Annotated in this window: 12 protein-coding genes; 1 reads left to right on the top strand and 11 read right to left on the bottom strand. The window is 39.3% G+C overall.

Annotated features, from left to right (window positions below; translation table 11 throughout):
* Positions 1–15: 15 nt before the first annotated feature.
* From PSA_RS03660 to PSA_RS03645, 4 genes are all read right to left on the bottom strand, one after another.
* Positions 16–855, bottom strand: a complete 840-nt coding sequence (locus tag PSA_RS03660; RefSeq protein WP_042150107.1) for a DUF417 family protein — start codon at positions 853–855, stop codon at positions 16–18.
* A gap of 51 nt (positions 856–906) precedes the next feature.
* Positions 907–1548: an alpha/beta hydrolase gene (locus PSA_RS03655; protein ID WP_269432763.1), complete on the bottom strand. Its 642-nt coding sequence runs from the start codon at positions 1546–1548 to the stop codon at positions 907–909.
* A 62-nt stretch (positions 1549–1610) separates the two neighbouring features.
* Positions 1611–2642 (bottom strand): choice-of-anchor H family protein, encoded by a 1032-nt coding sequence (locus PSA_RS03650; RefSeq protein ID WP_042150105.1) that lies wholly within the window; start codon positions 2640–2642, stop codon positions 1611–1613.
* 104 nt (positions 2643–2746) lie between these two features.
* Positions 2747–3283: a YaeQ family protein gene (locus PSA_RS03645; protein ID WP_042150103.1), complete on the bottom strand. Its 537-nt coding sequence runs from the start codon at positions 3281–3283 to the stop codon at positions 2747–2749.
* Between the two features lie 118 nt (positions 3284–3401).
* Here PSA_RS03645 and ylqF point away from each other — a divergent pair, with 118 nt between their 5' ends.
* Positions 3402–4346, top strand: coding sequence for a ribosome biogenesis GTPase YlqF (ylqF, locus tag PSA_RS03640; protein WP_042150101.1), 945 nt, complete (start codon positions 3402–3404; stop codon positions 4344–4346).
* A gap of 167 nt (positions 4347–4513) precedes the next feature.
* On the opposite strand, the gene PSA_RS03635 is transcribed toward ylqF, so the two are convergent.
* From PSA_RS03635 to rpoB, 7 genes are all read right to left on the bottom strand, one after another.
* Positions 4514–5128, bottom strand: coding sequence for a class I SAM-dependent methyltransferase (locus PSA_RS03635; RefSeq protein WP_042150099.1), 615 nt, complete (start codon positions 5126–5128; stop codon positions 4514–4516).
* Between the two features lie 220 nt (positions 5129–5348).
* On the bottom strand, positions 5349–6533 hold the full coding sequence (gene tuf, locus PSA_RS03630; protein WP_059364734.1) for an elongation factor Tu: 1185 nt from the start codon (positions 6531–6533) through the stop codon (positions 5349–5351).
* Positions 6534–6605: 72 nt separating this feature from the next.
* Positions 6606–8726, bottom strand: coding sequence for an elongation factor G (fusA, locus tag PSA_RS03625; protein WP_042150083.1), 2121 nt, complete (start codon positions 8724–8726; stop codon positions 6606–6608).
* Between the two features lie 81 nt (positions 8727–8807).
* Positions 8808–9278, bottom strand: a complete 471-nt coding sequence (gene rpsG / locus PSA_RS03620; RefSeq protein WP_042150080.1) for a 30S ribosomal protein S7 — start codon at positions 9276–9278, stop codon at positions 8808–8810.
* A gap of 93 nt (positions 9279–9371) precedes the next feature.
* Positions 9372–9746: a 30S ribosomal protein S12 gene (rpsL, locus tag PSA_RS03615; protein WP_042150078.1), complete on the bottom strand. Its 375-nt coding sequence runs from the start codon at positions 9744–9746 to the stop codon at positions 9372–9374.
* Between the two features lie 226 nt (positions 9747–9972).
* Positions 9973–14148: a DNA-directed RNA polymerase subunit beta' gene (gene rpoC, locus PSA_RS03610; RefSeq protein WP_042150076.1), complete on the bottom strand. Its 4176-nt coding sequence runs from the start codon at positions 14146–14148 to the stop codon at positions 9973–9975.
* Positions 14149–14266: 118 nt separating this feature from the next.
* A complete protein-coding gene (rpoB, locus tag PSA_RS03605) occupies positions 14267–18292 on the bottom strand; it encodes a DNA-directed RNA polymerase subunit beta (protein WP_042150074.1) in 4026 nt (1341 codons plus the stop codon).
* Between the last annotated feature and the right edge of the window lie 57 nt (positions 18293–18349).

Raw genomic sequence — 18349 nt, 5'->3', positions numbered from 1 at the left:
CCACGAAATACAATGTTATTTTATAGTGTTTGATGCGCTACTAAGCTGGTGAATAATAATTAGATTAACGATAAACCACAGGTCTTTAATAATAAATTGCCCAGTACCAGTTAGTAGGGTCGATGCCGATAAAGAACCGCTAAATGTTAATAAGAATGTTTGTGTCACTAAAAATACTGTACTTGCTAATAATAAACTAAACACTAGGTATCGCTTGGTATATAAGCTTATAGCTAATAATAGTGTTATTACTAAATCATATATGCCAATTAAATTTGAAGTCATTTGCACATCAAAGAAGCGATATAACCACGACATTAGAAAAGAACTTTTAACCAAAGCCTCAATACCTTGCGCTTCAAATAAAGTAAACTTCATGCCACCAATCCAGATATATACCAAAGCAACAGGTAAAAAGTTAAACCATATCAGCTGCTGCTTAGAAAGCTTTTCAGGTTTAATTAAATAAAGCCCGATAGCAAATAACGCAAAATATTTAATGATGCCTTGCCCTGACCCTATTGCGGGAAAGTCTCCTAACGAGGCAATCCACACTTCATCACTTAACAAAGTAATTAAAGGCACTAAGCTCATTAAGATCAGTAAATAACCTAAGTAGTTTGTTACTTTTTGATTATTTAAAGCAGAAAAAGATAAAACGGCACCAACAATAAAAACAATTGCAGCCATTAAAACAAATACTGTATTTGACAATATCCCATTAAGACTATAAAAATCAGCAGTAAAGCTAATGGATTTGTGGTCACCAATTAAATAAGTACTTAGCCCCATTAAAATAAATGAGGTTAATAATAATATTAATATGGCTTTTTGATGTGATATGAGATTTTTCATAATAACTCGATTCAATAATAACTGACTTACTTGACCGAGTTTTTACAAGTTTTATTCTGATAATAAAATATCTTGTATATAACTCACTACTTGGCGAGAGTAAATCAGGCTTGTATGGCTTAGGTGAAAGACTTTATGCTCAGCCATGCCCATTAGTTTAGTTTCATCTAATAATACCGTACCATCTGATTCACTGCCTCTTTCAAGTATCGGCATCAAACCTAAAGGTAAGTCTCCAGCAATACTGTATAATTTCGCTTTAAAAGGCCAGTCGTTATTAGGAGATAGTAAATACTCCACGCTATTTTTAAGTAGTTTATCTAAACCCTTTTCATGCATTTGCTTAGCAATACTACTACCTTTGTGCGGCGTACCTAAGGTAATCACTTTAGTAATAAATTGCGATGATTCAGAATTGTTCTCTAAATACGCCCTCGCAATTAAACCGCCTAATGAATGACAAACTAACACCGTTGGTTTATCGGCAATAAAATCATCCAACTGGTTAAAAATTTGTTTACTATCAGGATCACGGCTTTTATAAGTTAGGTTTAATATGTTAACGCCTGATTTTGCTAGTCGGTGACATAAAGGTTTCATCACAAAACCTGACATATACAAGCCATGTAATACAATGACTTGTATATCTGAAACCTCATTCACTTGCTGGTTTATTTCTGTATGTATATTCAAATTAATACTATGTCCTTATCAATCTCTATTTGAGTTTAGAGGCTCAATAATCTTATGTCATCTTACTTGCGGCGATAAAATGCAAATCCAACTAAAGTTAATAATATATATGCCACCGAACCTGAGCTATGTACCACTTCAACATACTCTTCTTGTACATACTCTTTAGACTCTAATGCAAGACCTGATAAATTCGCCCATGAATTAGAATTTATATAATGTAATTCATGTCCGTAATCAGCATCTCGTAAAATAACTTCAATATTATAATAACTGCTCACAAAACCTGATTGTAAATTGATATCAAAATATTGTTTATCTTCTGTTGAATCTGCATAAATAGTAAAAGCATTACTTGAATAAAATAATTGGCCATCAATTAAAATATCAGCAACAACATTCTGATAGCCATATGTGGTATCCGCATCAATCGCTAAAGTAAAATTTTCATAATACTGATCATTATCTGCATCTTGATAGTATTGAATTGCAAGTGAATAAATTGATAATTCATTATCTTGATCGTACACACTGCCTTCTAACGGTAAATCTGCTAATGCATAAAAATCAGTATTATTAGCCGTTAAATAAACCTCTGAAGAGTAAGCATCACGTACTGTAATATAAACTTGATAATAATCGGTAGGCCATAAATCAAAAAACTGAAAATCAAACTGCTGGTTATCTTTATCTGAATCACCATTTAAGGTAAATAAATCAGATGTATATACAAGCTCTGAGATACCGTTTTGATTTATAAATGCGATATCAACAAATACATCTAAACTTGAATAATCCGTATCTAAATCAAAATTTAAGGTTAAATTTTGAAAATAGCCATCTTGATCTAAATCTTGGTATGCCTCACTCGTTACATCATAAAACCAAATTGTCTCTTGATGATTCATAACTGAGTTTTTAACTGTGCTTTTAACTTTATTCTTAACTGTACTTTTTGCTGCACTTTTAACTGCATTCTGCTTTTTTACAGATTGCTGAACTTTAATACTAGAGGAAGTTTTAGTAAGTATTTCAGCCGATGAAGTAAAACTGCTCAAAACTGCTATTAATAATGTAACTGTAAATAAACGCATTTTTGTATTCCGCTTTTATGTTTGTCTACCTATATAAAAGCGGATCTGCGCTGAATCAAAACTGAACAAATGTAATTTTTTGAAATTATTTTGTAATCAAAGTACTATTTCAGTTGAATTGGTTCTAGTAAAACACTGTTATTTTCATCAGTAAACCATACCTGACCATCTTGAACTGTCACAGATAATTGCATGCCTCGACTGATCATGCCAGCTAACGCTTGCGTTGTTATAAACGGTAAGCTGAATACTTCTAAATTATCAATTTTATTTAACTTTTGAGCATTTTTTTGCCACCAAATATCTTGTGCACCTTCACCATACGAATAAACACGTACTTTTTTAGAACGGTTACTGGCTTTTTTAACTCGTTTTTCATCAGGTAAACCTAAATCGATCCATAACTCTATTTCTTCAGAGTAATTTACATGCCAAAGCTCTGGTTCATCTTCTTCACATAACCCTTTAGTAAACTCTAATCCTTCACAGGCATTTAAAGCAAAAGTTAAAATACGCACCATCAAACGCTGATCTGTTTCAGATGGATGCTGGGCAACAGTAAAACTAAAATCTTGATAAACATGTCTATCCATATCGCTTAGTGATAGTTTTACTTTGAGAATTGTTGCTTTAAGTGCCACTTTAAGTACCTTAAAAAAGAGAATTAAAAAAATTTGTGCCAGTATACCTGAATAATGTTGGCTCAAGACACTATCGCCAGTTAAAATACAATCTGAATTTAAAGTGAGGAGTAAACAAATGGCTATCCAGTGGTTCCCAGGGCATATGAATAAAGCCCGTAACGAAATAAGTGAGATCATGCCACAAATGGACGTGATCATAGAAGTACTGGACGCACGTATTCCTTACAGCAGCGAAAACCCAATGATCAGTGAATTACGAGGTGATAAACCTGTAATTAAAATACTGAATAAAGCCGATTTAGCAGATCCTAAGTTAACAAATGACTGGATGAGTTATTTAGAGCAAGAAACGGGTGTTAAATCTTTAGCTTTAGATACCAATAAAGCAGGTGAAGTAAAACGTATTACTGATCTGTGTAAAAAGTTAGTACCACTAAAAGTCGGCGCTGACAAGCAAATTAAAGCCATGATTATGGGTATTCCGAATGTTGGTAAATCTACGCTAATCAATACATTAGCAGGTCGTATAGTAGCTAAGACAGGTAATGAACCAGCAGTAACTAAAGCACAGCAACGTATTAAAATTGATGAAGGCATCATGCTTTACGATACACCAGGCATGTTATGGCCAAAAGTTGAAAATGAGAATTCAGGCTTTCGCTTAGCCGCAACAGGTGCTATCAAAGATACTGCCCATGATTATGAAGAAGTAGCCAGTTATACTGCTGAATATTTATTAACTTCTTACCCTGAGCTTTTAACAAAACGCTATAAAATTGAAGATTTACCAGAAAATGACTGGGAGTTTGTTGAGATGGCAGGGAAAAAACGTGGTTGTATTCGTTCAGGAAACCAGGTTGATACCCATAAGATGTCTGAAATTCTGATCAATGAATTAAGAGATGGCATTATCGGTCGTGTGACCATGGAAACACCTAAGATGCGCGATGAAGAAGAAGTGATTGTAGCTGAAATGCGCGTTAAAAAAGCTGCGCAATTAGAAGCTAAAGCGCAAGAAAAACTTGCCCGTCGCTCTCGCGCTCGTAAAAACAGACGCTAATTTTATTATAATAGGGAATGAGTTAAGTTTCGGTTCAGGTAAGCATTGCTATAGTAGCGTTATTCCCTGGAACGATTACTCCCTGATGTAAAAATTCACTTGTAGCATGAATAATTAATGCTTTAGCCAATCTCTTTAGATTGGCTTTTTTTTGCCTGAAATTTATTTTAATTTTTTACAAAATGGCAATAAATAAAATTTTGCTTAGTATAAAAAGGTGTTTGGTGCGTTTCTTTGTGATGGGAGACTAAAGTGAAATTATCACCTAACTCTAATACTAAGGATTTTTCATTATACTGACAAATATCTAGGCCACTGCACTTCTGCGGACCATCATCAGCAAAGGTCGCAATGATCACATGACCGCCTTTATTTAATATATGATTTAAATTATCTATATATCTTTGGCGCTGATCCTTTTCAGTCAAAAAATGAAATACTGCCCTGTCATGCCATAAATCAATTTTAAGCGCTTTTAGTCTTTCCTCTGTAATGTCTGCTTCAATCCATTTAACTTGCTTTGAAGCATTTCCTAAGCGTTTTTGAGAGGTTTTTAATGCCGCAGGCGATATGTCTAAAATATTTACGTTTGAGTAACCGAGTTTAATCAAATCATCTACTAAAACTGACGCACCGCCTCCTACATCTATCAAAGATGCAAATAAAGGTAAACCAATTGAATTTATAAGCTCAAGTGACTTAGTACTATGAGATTGAAACCAGCTCACCTCATTAGATGATTTAGTTCTATATACATTTTCCCAGTGATCTTTAGCTGTCATATTTTTATTCTATTAATTGCCCTGTTATAACTATCTCATTATTTCAGGCATAACAAAAGAGCACATAAATGAGCTTAATTCCGCAGAGCTGACATTAGTTAAATAGTAACCTGCGCGGCTGAATCCCTGCTTAAACATTTAGACTCACAGCATCAAATTTCAGGCATTAAAAAAGGCCGCATAAGCGGCCTTTTTTGATAACAATTAGATTAACTAATTATTATTCTACGATGCTAGCAACAACACCAGCACCTACAGTACGGCCACCTTCACGGATAGCGAAGCGTAAACCTTCGTCCATCGCGATTGGACAGATAAGTTCAACAACCATCTTAACGTTATCACCAGGCATAACCATTTCTACGCCTTCTGGTAATTGAACATCACCAGTTACGTCAGTTGTACGGAAGTAGAACTGTGGACGGTAACCTTTGAAGAATGGAGTATGACGACCACCTTCATCTTTTGAAAGTACGTATACTTCAGACTCAAACTTAGTATGAGGGTTGATAGTACCTGGAGCTGCTAGTACTTGACCACGCTCAACGTCTTCACGCTTAGTACCACGTAGAAGTGCACCAATGTTCTCACCAGCACGACCTTCGTCTAGAAGCTTACGGAACATTTCAACACCAGTACATGTAGAAACTGTAGTTTCTTTGATACCAACGATTTCTACTGCATCATTTACGTTGATGATACCAGCTTCAACACGACCAGTTACAACTGTACCACGACCTTGGATTGAGAAAACATCTTCGATAGGCATGATGAAATCTTTATCGATGTCACGCTCTGGCTCTGGGATGTAAGAATCTAGTGCTTCTGCAAGCTCAACGATCTTATCTTCCCACTCTTTCTCGCCTTCAAGCGCTTTAAGAGCAGAACCAGCGATTAGTGGTAAATCATCACCTGGGAATTCGTATTCAGAAAGAAGTTCACGAACTTCCATTTCTACTAGTTCAAGTAGCTCTTCATCATCAACCATGTCACATTTGTTCATGAAAACGATGATGTAAGGAACGCCAACCTGACGAGAAAGAAGGATATGCTCACGAGTTTGTGGCATAGGGCCGTCAGTTGCAGCTACTACTAAGATAGCACCATCCATTTGAGCAGCACCAGTGATCATGTTTTTAACGTAATCGGCGTGACCAGGACAATCTACGTGTGCGTAGTGACGAGTTGGAGTATCGTATTCAACGTGAGAAGTTGAGATAGTGATACCGCGTTCTCTTTCTTCTGGCGCATTATCGATTGCTGCGAAATCTTTAGCGTCACCGCCGTATACTTTTGCAAGTACGTTTGTGATTGCTGCTGTTAGAGTTGTTTTACCGTGATCTACGTGACCAATTGTACCAACGTTAACATGCGGTTTCGAACGTTCAAACTTTTCTTTTGCCATCTTAAAAATTCCTATTAAGAATATAATAGTCCAATCCAGCCTTGCGAGCTGTGAATCGGACCGAACTAAAAATTATCTAGCAGTACGAGCTGCCATGATTGTTTCTGTGACATTTTTTGATGCCTCAGCATACTTCAAAAACTCCATCGAGTATGAAGCTCGACCTTGTGTCGCAGATCGAAGGGCGGTTGCGTATCCAAACATTTCTGCTAGTGGTACAACAGCATTTACCTGTCGTAATCCACCTGGAGCGTCAATCATACCTTCAATCAAGCCACGACGGCGGTTTAAGTCACCTACTACGTCACCCATATTGGATTCAGGAGTAACAACTTCAACTTTCATCATAGGTTCAAGTAATGCAGGGTTTGCATCTAATGCACCTGTTTTTAAACCCATGGATCCTGCGATTTTGAACGCCATTTCATTGGAGTCAACATCGTGGAATGAGCCATCAAACAAGGTTGCTTTAACACCAAGTAGAGGGAAACCAGCAAGAACACCATTTTGCATTTGTTCTTGAATACCCTTATCTACTGCCGGTATAAATTCACGAGGAACAGCACCACCTACAATTTCGTTTTCGAATATGTAGTTTGGCGCATCATCATCGTTTACGTCTATTTCTAACGGTTCAAGTCTCAGCCATACATGACCATATTGACCTCGACCGCCTGATTGACGTATAAATTTGCCTTCAACTTCTACAGTTTTACGAATCGATTCGCGGTATGAAACCTGAGGTTTACCCACGTTACATTCAACGCTAAATTCACGTTGCATGCGATCTACGATAATATCGAGGTGAAGTTCACCCATACCTGAAATAATTGTTTGACCAGTTTCATCGTCCGTATGGACTTTGAAAGATGGATCTTCAGCAGCTAGTTTACCTAGTGCGATAGCCATTTTATCTTGATCAGCAACTGTTCTAGGCTCAACTGCAATTGAAATAACTGGTTCAGGGAAGTCCATACGCTCAAGCGTAATAACTGAATCCTGATCACATAAAGTTTCACCTGTAGTGACTTCTTTAAGACCAATTGCAGCAGCAATATCACCGGCTCTTACTTCTTTGATTTCTTCACGGCTATTAGCATGCATCTGTACGATGCGACCAAAACGCTCTTTTTTACCCTTAATCGGGTTATAAACAAAGTCGCCTTGTTTTACTACGCCAGAATATACTCTAAAGAAAGTAAGCGTGCCAACAAATGGGTCGGTTGCAATTTTAAATGCAAGCGCAGAAAACGGTGCGTTGTCATCTGCCGGGCGCTCAGCTTCGGAATCATCTTCAAGAATACCTTGAATCTGCTTCACTTCAGTTGGCGACGGTAAATAATCAACAACGGCATCTAATACTGCTTGCACACCTTTATTCTTAAAAGCTGAACCACATGCAATAGGAACGATTTCGTTCGCTAAAGTACGTTTACGTATTGCGCTTTTAATTTCAGCTTCTGAAAGTTCACCTTCTTCAAGGTATTTATCCATTAGCTCTTCGGTAGCTTCAGCAGCCGCTTCAACCAATTGTTCACGATACATCTCTGCTTCTTCTAATAAATCAGCAGGTATCTCATCGTAACTAAAAGACATGCCTTGATCTGCTTCAGACCAATTAATGACTTTCATTTTAACTAAATCAATTACGCCAGAGAAGTCTTCTTCAGCGCCAATTGCAAGTTGAATTGGAACAGGATTAGCACCTAGGCGGTTCTTTATTTGCTCGACTACCATAAGGTAATCTGCACCAACGCGATCCATCTTGTTTACGAAGATCATTCTTGGAACTTCGTATTTGTTCGCTTGTCGCCAAACTGTTTCAGTTTGCGGCTGAACACCAGAGGATGCACAAAGAACCACTACAGCACCGTCAAGTACACGCAACGAACGCTCAACTTCAATTGTGAAGTCAACGTGTCCTGGCGTATCAATGATATTGATACGATGGTCTTGGAACTGTGCGTCCATACCTTTCCAGAAACATGTGGTAGCAGCAGAAGTGATCGTGATACCACGCTCTTGTTCTTGCTCCATCCAATCCATCGTTGCAGCACCGTCGTGAACTTCACCAATCTTATGTGAAAGACCAGTGTAGAAAAGCACACGTTCAGTTGTGGTAGTTTTACCAGCGTCTACGTGTGCAACGATACCGATATTACGGTAGCGCTCGATTGGGGTTGTACGTGCCATACTATTCCTCTTAAAACTTTAAACCACTTAAACAAGAAAGATCTGACTAATAAGCCAGACCATTTCAATTTTAAGTAGTGACTACCAACGGTAGTGAGCGAATGCTTTATTCGCTTCAGCCATACGGTGAACGTCTTCACGTTTCTTAACCGCAGTGCCTTTATTATCAGCAGCGTCAACGATTTCTTGAGCTAAACGTAAGCCCATAGATTTTTCGCCACGCTTACGTGCAGCGTCTACTAACCAACGCATACCTAATGCGTTGCGACGAACTGGACGTACTTCTACAGGAACTTGATAAGTAGAACCACCAACACGACGAGATTTAACCTCTACTGTTGGGCGGATTGCTTCAAGTGCCGCTTCAAAGATTTCTAGATGCGCTTTACCTGATTTCTCAGCAGCCACGTCTAACGCACCGTATACGATTTTTTCAGCAGTTGATTTTTTACCATCTTGCATTACAACATTTACGAATTTCGCAAGAAGTTCTGATCCGAACTTAGGATCTGGAAGAATTTTACGTTGACCTACTACGCGTCTTCTAGGCATTTTGTATCTCCGGTTTATTCAGGTTGGACTTGTTAGTCTCATACCCAAAACAAAAAAATTAAATTATGTGTTTGGCCTTACTAACGGAGACTATTAACCCTTAGGTCGTTTAGCACCGTATTTTGAACGTCCTTGACGACGATCGCTTACGCCTGCACAGTCTAATGCGCCGCGTACTGTGTGAAAACGCACACCTGGTAAATCTTTAACACGACCACCACGGATAAGGATTACACTATGCTCTTGCAAGTTGTGACCTTCACCACCGATGTATGATGTTACTTCGAAACCGTTCGTTAAACGAACACGCGCTACTTTACGTAATGCAGAGTTTGGTTTCTTTGGAGTAGTAGTATATACACGAGTACAAACACCACGTTTTTGCGGACATGCTTTAAGCGCCGCTGAGTTGCTTTTTACAACTTTACTTCTACGTGGCTTACGTACAAGTTGGTTGATAGTTGCCATTAAATAGCTCCTAATGATTAATTGACTGCTGAAAGAATTAAAATTCTGCCTAATGTTTGGTCAAAAATGATTAAGTTTTTACACTCTAAAATTTTTGCCCTCAACATAAGGGTGGCGGAATTTTAATGAGCAAAGTTTAACCTGTCAACAATTAGCGTAAAAAAGGCGGTATTAACCGCCTTTTTTCTTTATTTTGTCTTAAATTTGACTAAAAGACTCATAAAAACTAGTCGCCTAGGGTCGCGTTAAGTGCATCAGTTAATGCTTGAGCAGCATCTTCTGCACTAACCGTCTGTTCTTCAACAGCTGGTTCGTTACGCTTTTTACGACGATTCATACGATCTTGATGATAAGAGAAACCTGTACCCGCTGGGATCAGACGACCCACGATTACGTTCTCTTTCAAGCCGCGAAGCTCATCGCTCTTACCATTTACTGCTGCGTCAGTCAGAACACGAGTTGTTTCCTGGAACGATGCTGCAGAGATGAAAGATTCTGTTGCCAATGACGCTTTAGTGATACCCATTAACTGTATTTCAAACTGAGCTGGGATCTTGCCTTGCTCTTCAAGTTCACGATTCGCGATATTTACGCGAGATACTTCAACTTGTTCGCCTTTTAAGAACTCAGTATCACCACCGTGAGTGATAATACACTTACGGATCATTTGGCGGATAATAGTTTCAATGTGCTTATCATTGATTTTTACGCCTTGCAGGCGGTAAACATCTTGCACTTCGTTAACAATGTAGTTAGCAACATCTGTAACGCCACGAAGACGTAAAATGTCATGAGGAGACTCAGGACCATCGGCGATAACCTCACCTTTAGACACAGATTCACCTTCAAACACGTTAAGCTGACGCCACTTTGGAATCATCTCTTCGTAGTGATCACCCTCTGGTGGCGTGATTACTAGACGTTTCTTACCTTTAGTTTCTTTACCGAAACTAATAGTACCTGTTACTTCAGCTAAAATAGCTGGCTCTTTTGGTTTACGCGCTTCGAATAAATCGGCTACGCGCGGTAGACCACCCGTGATATCACGAGTTTTTGAACCTTCTTGCGGGATACGTGCTAATACGTCACCCGGATTAACTGTCGTGCCATCACTTACTTCGATTGTTGTAAATGCAGGTAAACGGATTTCTTGTAAACCAGTTTCATCACTTTCAACAATAAGTTTTGGTTCTTTAGCGTTAATCTTAGAAAGATCTTTCACAACCATACGAGTTAAACCAGTAAGCTCGTCTGTTTGTGTTTCAGTGTTTGATTCATCAATGTCACTGAATGAGATTTTTGATACACGTTCTACAACGATTGGGTGACTATGCGGGTCCCAAGTTGCAACAACGTCGTTCGCTTCGATTGCGTCAGTATCTTTAACTGCTAATACCGCACCGTAAGGTACTTTATAACGCTCTTTTTCACGACCGTGATCATCAATAACACAGATTTCAGTTGAACGTGAAGTAATAACAAGCTTGCCATCAGTATTTGTTACTGATTTAGCGTTATGTAGCTTGATAGTACCTGTGCTCTTAACTTGTACAGAGTTTTCAGCAGATGCTCTTGATGCAGCACCACCGATGTGGAATGTACGCATCGTAAGCTGTGTACCTGGCTCACCGATTGATTGAGCAGCAATAACACCTACAGACTCACCTTGGTTAATCAGGTGACCACGTGCTAAGTCACGACCGTAACACTGAGCACATACACCGAAGTCATTTTCACAAGTGATGATTGAACGTACACGTACTTCATCAACTGAGTTTTCTTCTAACATGTCACACAGTTTTTCGTCTAGCATTACATTACGTTCTACTAAAACAACATCTGTCGTACCAGGCTTAATGATATCTTCAGCAACAACACGACCTAATACACGTTCGCGTAACGGCTCAACAACATCACCACCTTCAATTAGCGGTTTCATTGTTAGACCATCTAATGTGCCACAATCTTTGTCATTGATAACCAAATCTTGTGCAACATCAACTAGACGACGTGTTAAGTAACCCGAGTTAGCTGTTTTAAGTGCCGTATCGGCCAAACCTTTACGCGCACCATGCGTAGAGATGAAGTACTGTAGTACGTTCAGACCTTCACGGAAGTTTGCTGTGATTGGCGTTTCGATGATTGAACCATCTGGACGTGCCATTAGGCCACGCATACCAGATAACTGACGTATCTGAGCGGCACTACCACGCGCACCAGAATCTGCCATCATAAATACTGAGTTAAATGAATCCTGTTTTACAGTTTCACCTTGAGCAGTAACTACGTCATCTTTTGATAAGTTTTCCATCATCGCACGTGATAAGTTTTCATTTACACGTGACCAAATATCGATAACTTTATTGTATTTTTCACCAGCAGTAACAAGACCAGATTGGAATTGTTGATTGATTTCGCTTACTTCTGCTTCAGCGTTACCAATGATTTCTGGTTTAGTCGGTGGAATTTCTAAATCGTCGATACCGATAGAAACACCTGACTTCATTGCGTAATGGAAACCGGTATACATGATTTGGTCAGCAAAGATAACGGTATCTTTAAGACCTAAACGACGGTAACACTCATTAAGCAAGTGAGAAATCTGCTTTTTACCCATAGGGTTATTGATTAAGAAGAAAGGTAAACCTTTAGGTAATACTAAAGATAGAATCGCACGACCAACTGTAGTTTCTACAATCTTAGTCACTTCAGTGCGGTTACCTTCATTATCAATCTCAGTTTCAGTCATACGTACTTTTACAATCGCGTGTAAATCAAATACGCCTGCACGGTAACCTTTTTCTGCTTCTTTAGCACTTTTAAGTACTGCACCTTCGCCTTTAGCGTTAATGCAATCACGAGTCATGTAATAAAGGCCTAATACAACATCCTGTGAAGGAACGATGATAGGCTCACCATTTGCTGGTGATAAGATATTATTTGTTGACATCATTAGTGCACGAGCTTCAAGCTGCGCTTCAATTGTTAACGGTACGTGTACCGCCATTTGGTCACCATCGAAATCGGCATTGTATGCCGCACAAACTAGTGGGTGTAATTGAATCGCTTTACCTTCGATTAGTACCGGCTCAAATGCCTGGATACCTAATCTATGAAGTGTTGGTGCACGGTTAAGTAGTACAGGATGTTCACGGATAACTTCATCTAAGATATCCCAAACTTCAGCTACTTCACGCTCAACCATCTTCTTGGCAGCTTTAATCGTAGTTGCCATGCCTTTAAGTTCTAACTTTCCGTAGATAAACGGCTTGAATAATTCAAGTGCCATTTTCTTAGGTAGACCACACTGATGAAGTCTTAAAGTTGGACCTACGGTAATTACAGAACGGCCTGAATAGTCAACACGCTTACCAAGTAAGTTTTGACGGAAACGACCTTGCTTACCTTTGATCATGTCAGCAAGAGATTTCAGAGGACGTTTGTTAGAACCAGTAATAGCACGACCACGACGACCGTTATCTAATAATGCATCAACCGCTTCTTGTAACATACGCTTTTCGTTACGTACGATAATATCTGGCGCAGCCAGTTCAAGAAGACGCTTAAGACGGTTATTACGGTTAATAACACGACGGTATAAGTCATTTAGATCAGAAGTCGCAAAACGACCACCATCTAGTGGTACTAATGGACGAAGATCAGGTGGCAGAATTGGTAGTACTGTCATGATCATCCACTCAGGGTTATTACCTGATTGGTGGAAAGATTCCATTAATTTAAGACGTTTTGTGATTTTCTTACGCTTAGTTTCAGAGTTGATTGTTGGTAACTCTTCACGCATTTCTGCGATTAACTGGCCTAAGTCTAATTCACGAAGTAAATCAAGTACTGCTTCAGCACCCATTTTAGCTTCGAATTCATCGCCATGCTCTTCTAGTGAATCAAGATATTCTTCTTCACCTAAAAGTTGGCCACGCTCTAATGTTGTCATACCTGGCTCGGTAACAACAAAAGATTCAAAATAAAGAACACGTTCGATATCACGAAGTGTCATATCTAGCATTAAACCAATACGAGAAGGTAATGATTTAAGGAACCAGATGTGTGCAACGGGGCTTGCTAATTCGATATGACCCATACGGTCACGACGAACTTTAGTTAATGTAACTTCAACGCCACATTTTTCACAAATTACACCGCGGTGCTTAAGACGTTTATATTTACCACATAAACATTCATAATCTTTTACTGGACCGAATATACGGGCACAGAATAAGCCATCACGCTCAGGCTTAAAAGTACGGTAGTTAATCGTCTCTGGTTTTTTTACTTCACCAAATGACCATGAACGAACCATATCGGGTGAAGCAAGACCAATGCGTATTGCATCAAATTCTTCGGTCTTATTTTGTTGCTTCAGAAACTTAAGTAAATCTTTCACTTTAGCTCTCCTGTCGGAAGTTAATAGTGTGGGCCGTTAATTAATCTGTTAACTAACAACCCAGTTATGCTTGCCATGCGAGTTGCTAACCTCATTTAAATGAAGTTAGCTGTTTCGCTTACTCTTCTTCCAACTCGATATTGATACCTAGTGAACGGATCTCTTTCAACAATACGTTGAATGATTCCGGCATACCAGGTTCCATCTTGTGGTTTCCGTCTACGATGTTCTTATACATCTTAGTACGGCCGTTAACATCATCAGACTTAACAGTAAGCATTTCTTGTAGGGTATAAGCAGCACCGTATGCTTCTAATGCCCATACTTCCATCTCACCGAAACGCTGACCACCGAACTGAGCTTTACCACCTAGTGGTTGCTGAGTTACAAGGCTGTAAGAACCGGTTGAACGCGCATGCATTTTGTCATCAACTAAGTGATTCAGTTTAAGCATGTACATGTAGCCTACAGTTACTTGACGCTCAAATGCATCACCTGTACGACCATCATATAATGTAACCTGACCACTTCTTGGATAACCACCAAGCTCAAGCATATCTTTGATTTCGTTTTCAATTGCGCCATCAAATGCTGGAGTAGCGATTGGTAAACCGCCTTTAAGGTTTTTAGCAAGACGTCTAACTTCGTCATCAGTGAAGCTAGCAATATCAACTTCTTGACGAGATTCGCCTAGGTCGTATGCTTGCTTAATGTAATTACGAAGCTCATGAACTTCACGTTGTTCTTTAAGCATCTCTTCGATACGCTCACCGATACCACGTGCAGCAAGACCCATATGTACTTCTAAGATCTGACCGATGTTCATACGAGACGGTACACCAAGCGGATTCAGTACGATATCAACGGTACGACCGTTTTCATCGTATGGCATATCTTCAACAGGAACGATAGTTGAAATAACACCTTTGTTTCCGTGACGACCAGCCATCTTATCACCAGGTTGGATAGTACGTTTAACAGCTAGGTAGATTTTTACAATCTTAAGAACACCTGGTGCTAAATCATCGCCTTGTGTGATTTTACGACGTTTAATTTCGAAACGCTTATCGTAGTCAGCTTTAAGTTCGTCATATTGCTCAGCTAATTGCTCAAGCTCAGCTTGTGCAGTTTCATCAGCTAGACTTTGAGTTAGCAATTGCTCACCATTCAAAGTTGCAACTTTATCTGCATCAATGCCATTCGCAACTAGTAAAGTACGTGCACGACTTAAAACACCTTCTTCAAGGATTTTAAATTCTTCATTGAAGTCTTTTTTCGCTTCACGAAGTTGCATATCTTCAATTTCTAAAGCACGCTTATCTTTTTCAACGCCGTCTCGAGTGAAGACTTGAACATCGATAATAGTACCTGAGATAGAGTTAGATACACGTAGAGAGCTATCTTTAACATCAGACGCTTTCTCACCGAAGATAGCTCGTAAGAGTTTCTCTTCTGGTGTTAGTTGTGTTTCACCTTTAGGGGTTACTTTACCAACTAAGATATCACCGCCTTTAACTTCAGCACCGATGTAAACAATACCTGACTCATCAAGTTTGCTTAGTGCTGACTCACCTACATTAGGGATATCGGCAGTTATTTCTTCAGGACCTAACTTAGTATCACGAGCGATACATTGTAGTTCTTGAATATGAATCGTTGTTAAACGATCTTCATCTACAACTTTTTCTGAAAGAAGGATTGAATCTTCGAAGTTGTAACCGTTCCAAGGCATGAAAGCGATACGTAGGTTTTGACCTAGTGCCAAGTCACCTAAATCCGTTGAAGGGCCATCAGCTAACACGTCACCCGCAGTAACCGGTTCGCCTACCATACAAGTTGGACGTTGATTAATACATGTGTTTTGGTTAGAACGTGTGTATTTAGTTAGGTTGTAAATGTCGATGCCCGCTTCACCAGGGATGCGTTCTGCTTCATTTACGTTAACTACGATACGACCTGAGTCAGCGTAATCAACAACACCACCACGTTTAGCAACAACAGTTACACCAGACTCTTTAGCAATAGTACGTTCAATACCAGTACCAACTAGCGGCTTATCTGCTTTTAACGTCGGAACTGCTTGACGTTGCATGTTTGAACCCATTAATGCACGGTTAGCATCATCGTGTTCAAGGAACGGGATAAGTGCCGCAGCAACTGAAATAACCTGTTGTGAAGAAACATCCATGTATTGAATGTCATCTTTACCCATAAAGGTTGATTCACCTTTATGACGACAAGGAATTAACCCGTCAACAAGTTCTTTATCAACAGTCATATCTGCGCTCGCCTGTGCGATTACAAATTGACCTTCTTCAATTGCTGATAAGTAGTTTACTTCGTCAGTAACAACGCCATCGATAACTCTACGGTAAGGAGTTTCCAAGAAACCGTAATCATTTGTACGTGCATAACACGACAAAGAGTTAATTAGACCGATATTCGGTCCCTCAGGAGTTTCGATTGGACATACACGACCGTAGTGAGTTACGTGAACATCACGTACTTCAAAGCCAGCACGTTCACGAGTTAAACCACCCGGCCCTAATGCTGAAATACGACGTTTATGTGTTACTTCTGAAAGCGGGTTATTTTGATCCATGAACTGTGATAGTTGTGATGAACCAAAGAATTCTTTAACCGCAGCAGAGATAGGCTTAGCATTGATTAAATCTTGCGGCATAATCGCATCAAGATCACCTAATGTTAAACGCTCTCTTACAGCACGCTCTACACGTACTAAACCAACGCGGAATTGGTTTTCAGCCATTTCACCAACTGAACGAATACGACGATTACCTAAGTGATCGATATCATCTGATTCGCCTTTACCGTTACGAATGTCGATCAATGTCTTCATTACGTCAACGATATCTTCTTTAGCTAAAATACCTGGTCCAGTGTCAGAGTCACGAAGTACACGACTGTTGAACTTCATACGACCTACTTTAGATAGATCGTAACGGTCTTCATTAAAGAATAAGTTTTCAAATAACGCTTCTGCAGCATCACGGGTTGGTGGCTCGCCCGGGCGCATCATGCGATAGATTTCAACAAGTGCTTCTAAACGGTTCGTAGTTGAATCAACGCGAACTGTATCAGACATGTACGATCCACTATCAACTTCGTTGATGTAAAGCGTATCAATTTGAGTGAAGCCAGCTTTAACTAATTCAGCCATAAGCTCTAGAGAAAGTTCTGCATTTGCTTCAGCAACAACTTCACCTGTTTCTTCATCTACATAATTTTTAGCAATTACACGATCAATCAAGTACTCATGTGGTACTTCAAGTTGTGTAACTGATTTTTTCTCTAGTGTTCTGATATGACGAGCAGTAATACGACGACCTGCTTCAGCAATCACTTCACCCTCTTGATCTTTAATATCAAAAGTAGCGATTTCGCCACGTAAGCGTGAAGGAACTAATTCCATCATTACTTTACCGTTAGCAACTTCGAACGTAGTTGTTTCGAAGAACATCGCTAGAATTTCTTCTGTAGAGTATTCTAATGCACGTAAAATGATTGATGCCGGTAATTTACGACGACGGTCAATACGAACGTGTAAGTTATCTTTGATATCGAATTCAAAGTCTAACCATGAACCACGGTATGGAATAACACGAGCATTATATAAAACTTTACCAGAAGAGTGTGATTTACCACGATCGTTATCAAAGAACACACCTGGACTACGATGCAGCTGAGAAACAATAACACGCTCTGTACCATTGATTACAAAGGTACCCGTATCTGTCATGAGTGGAATTTCACCCATGTAAACTTCTTGTTCTTTTATGTCTTTTACTGTGCCTGGATTTTCTTTATCCATTACCACTAGACGTAATTTTACGCGTAGAGGAGCAGAAAAAGTAACACCACGGATTTGACATTCTTTAACGTCAAATACTGGCTCGCCAATACGGTAACTTACGTATTGAAGCTCAGCACTACCCGAGTTGTTTTTGATAGGGAATACTGAACGGAAGGCTGCTTCCAATCCATATTCGCCTTCGGCGTTTGGCTTTAAGAATTTTGCGAACGAATCCAACTGCATAGCTAGCAGTTTAGGTATTTGCATAACCTGTGGTCGTTTACCAAAATCCTTACGGATACGTTTCTTTTCAGAATAAGAGTAATCCATGAGGTTCCTCAGCTTGCTGAATCTTGAACACCACTCATAAATGAGCAGACTAAAATG

Origin of the sequence: Pseudoalteromonas sp. '520P1 No. 423' (genome assembly GCF_001269985.1) — a bacterium.
Taxonomy (GTDB): Bacteria; Pseudomonadota; Gammaproteobacteria; order Enterobacterales; family Alteromonadaceae; genus Pseudoalteromonas.
Note: the sequence above shows the minus strand (reverse complement) of the source record. Positions and strands in the feature narration are given on the sequence as shown.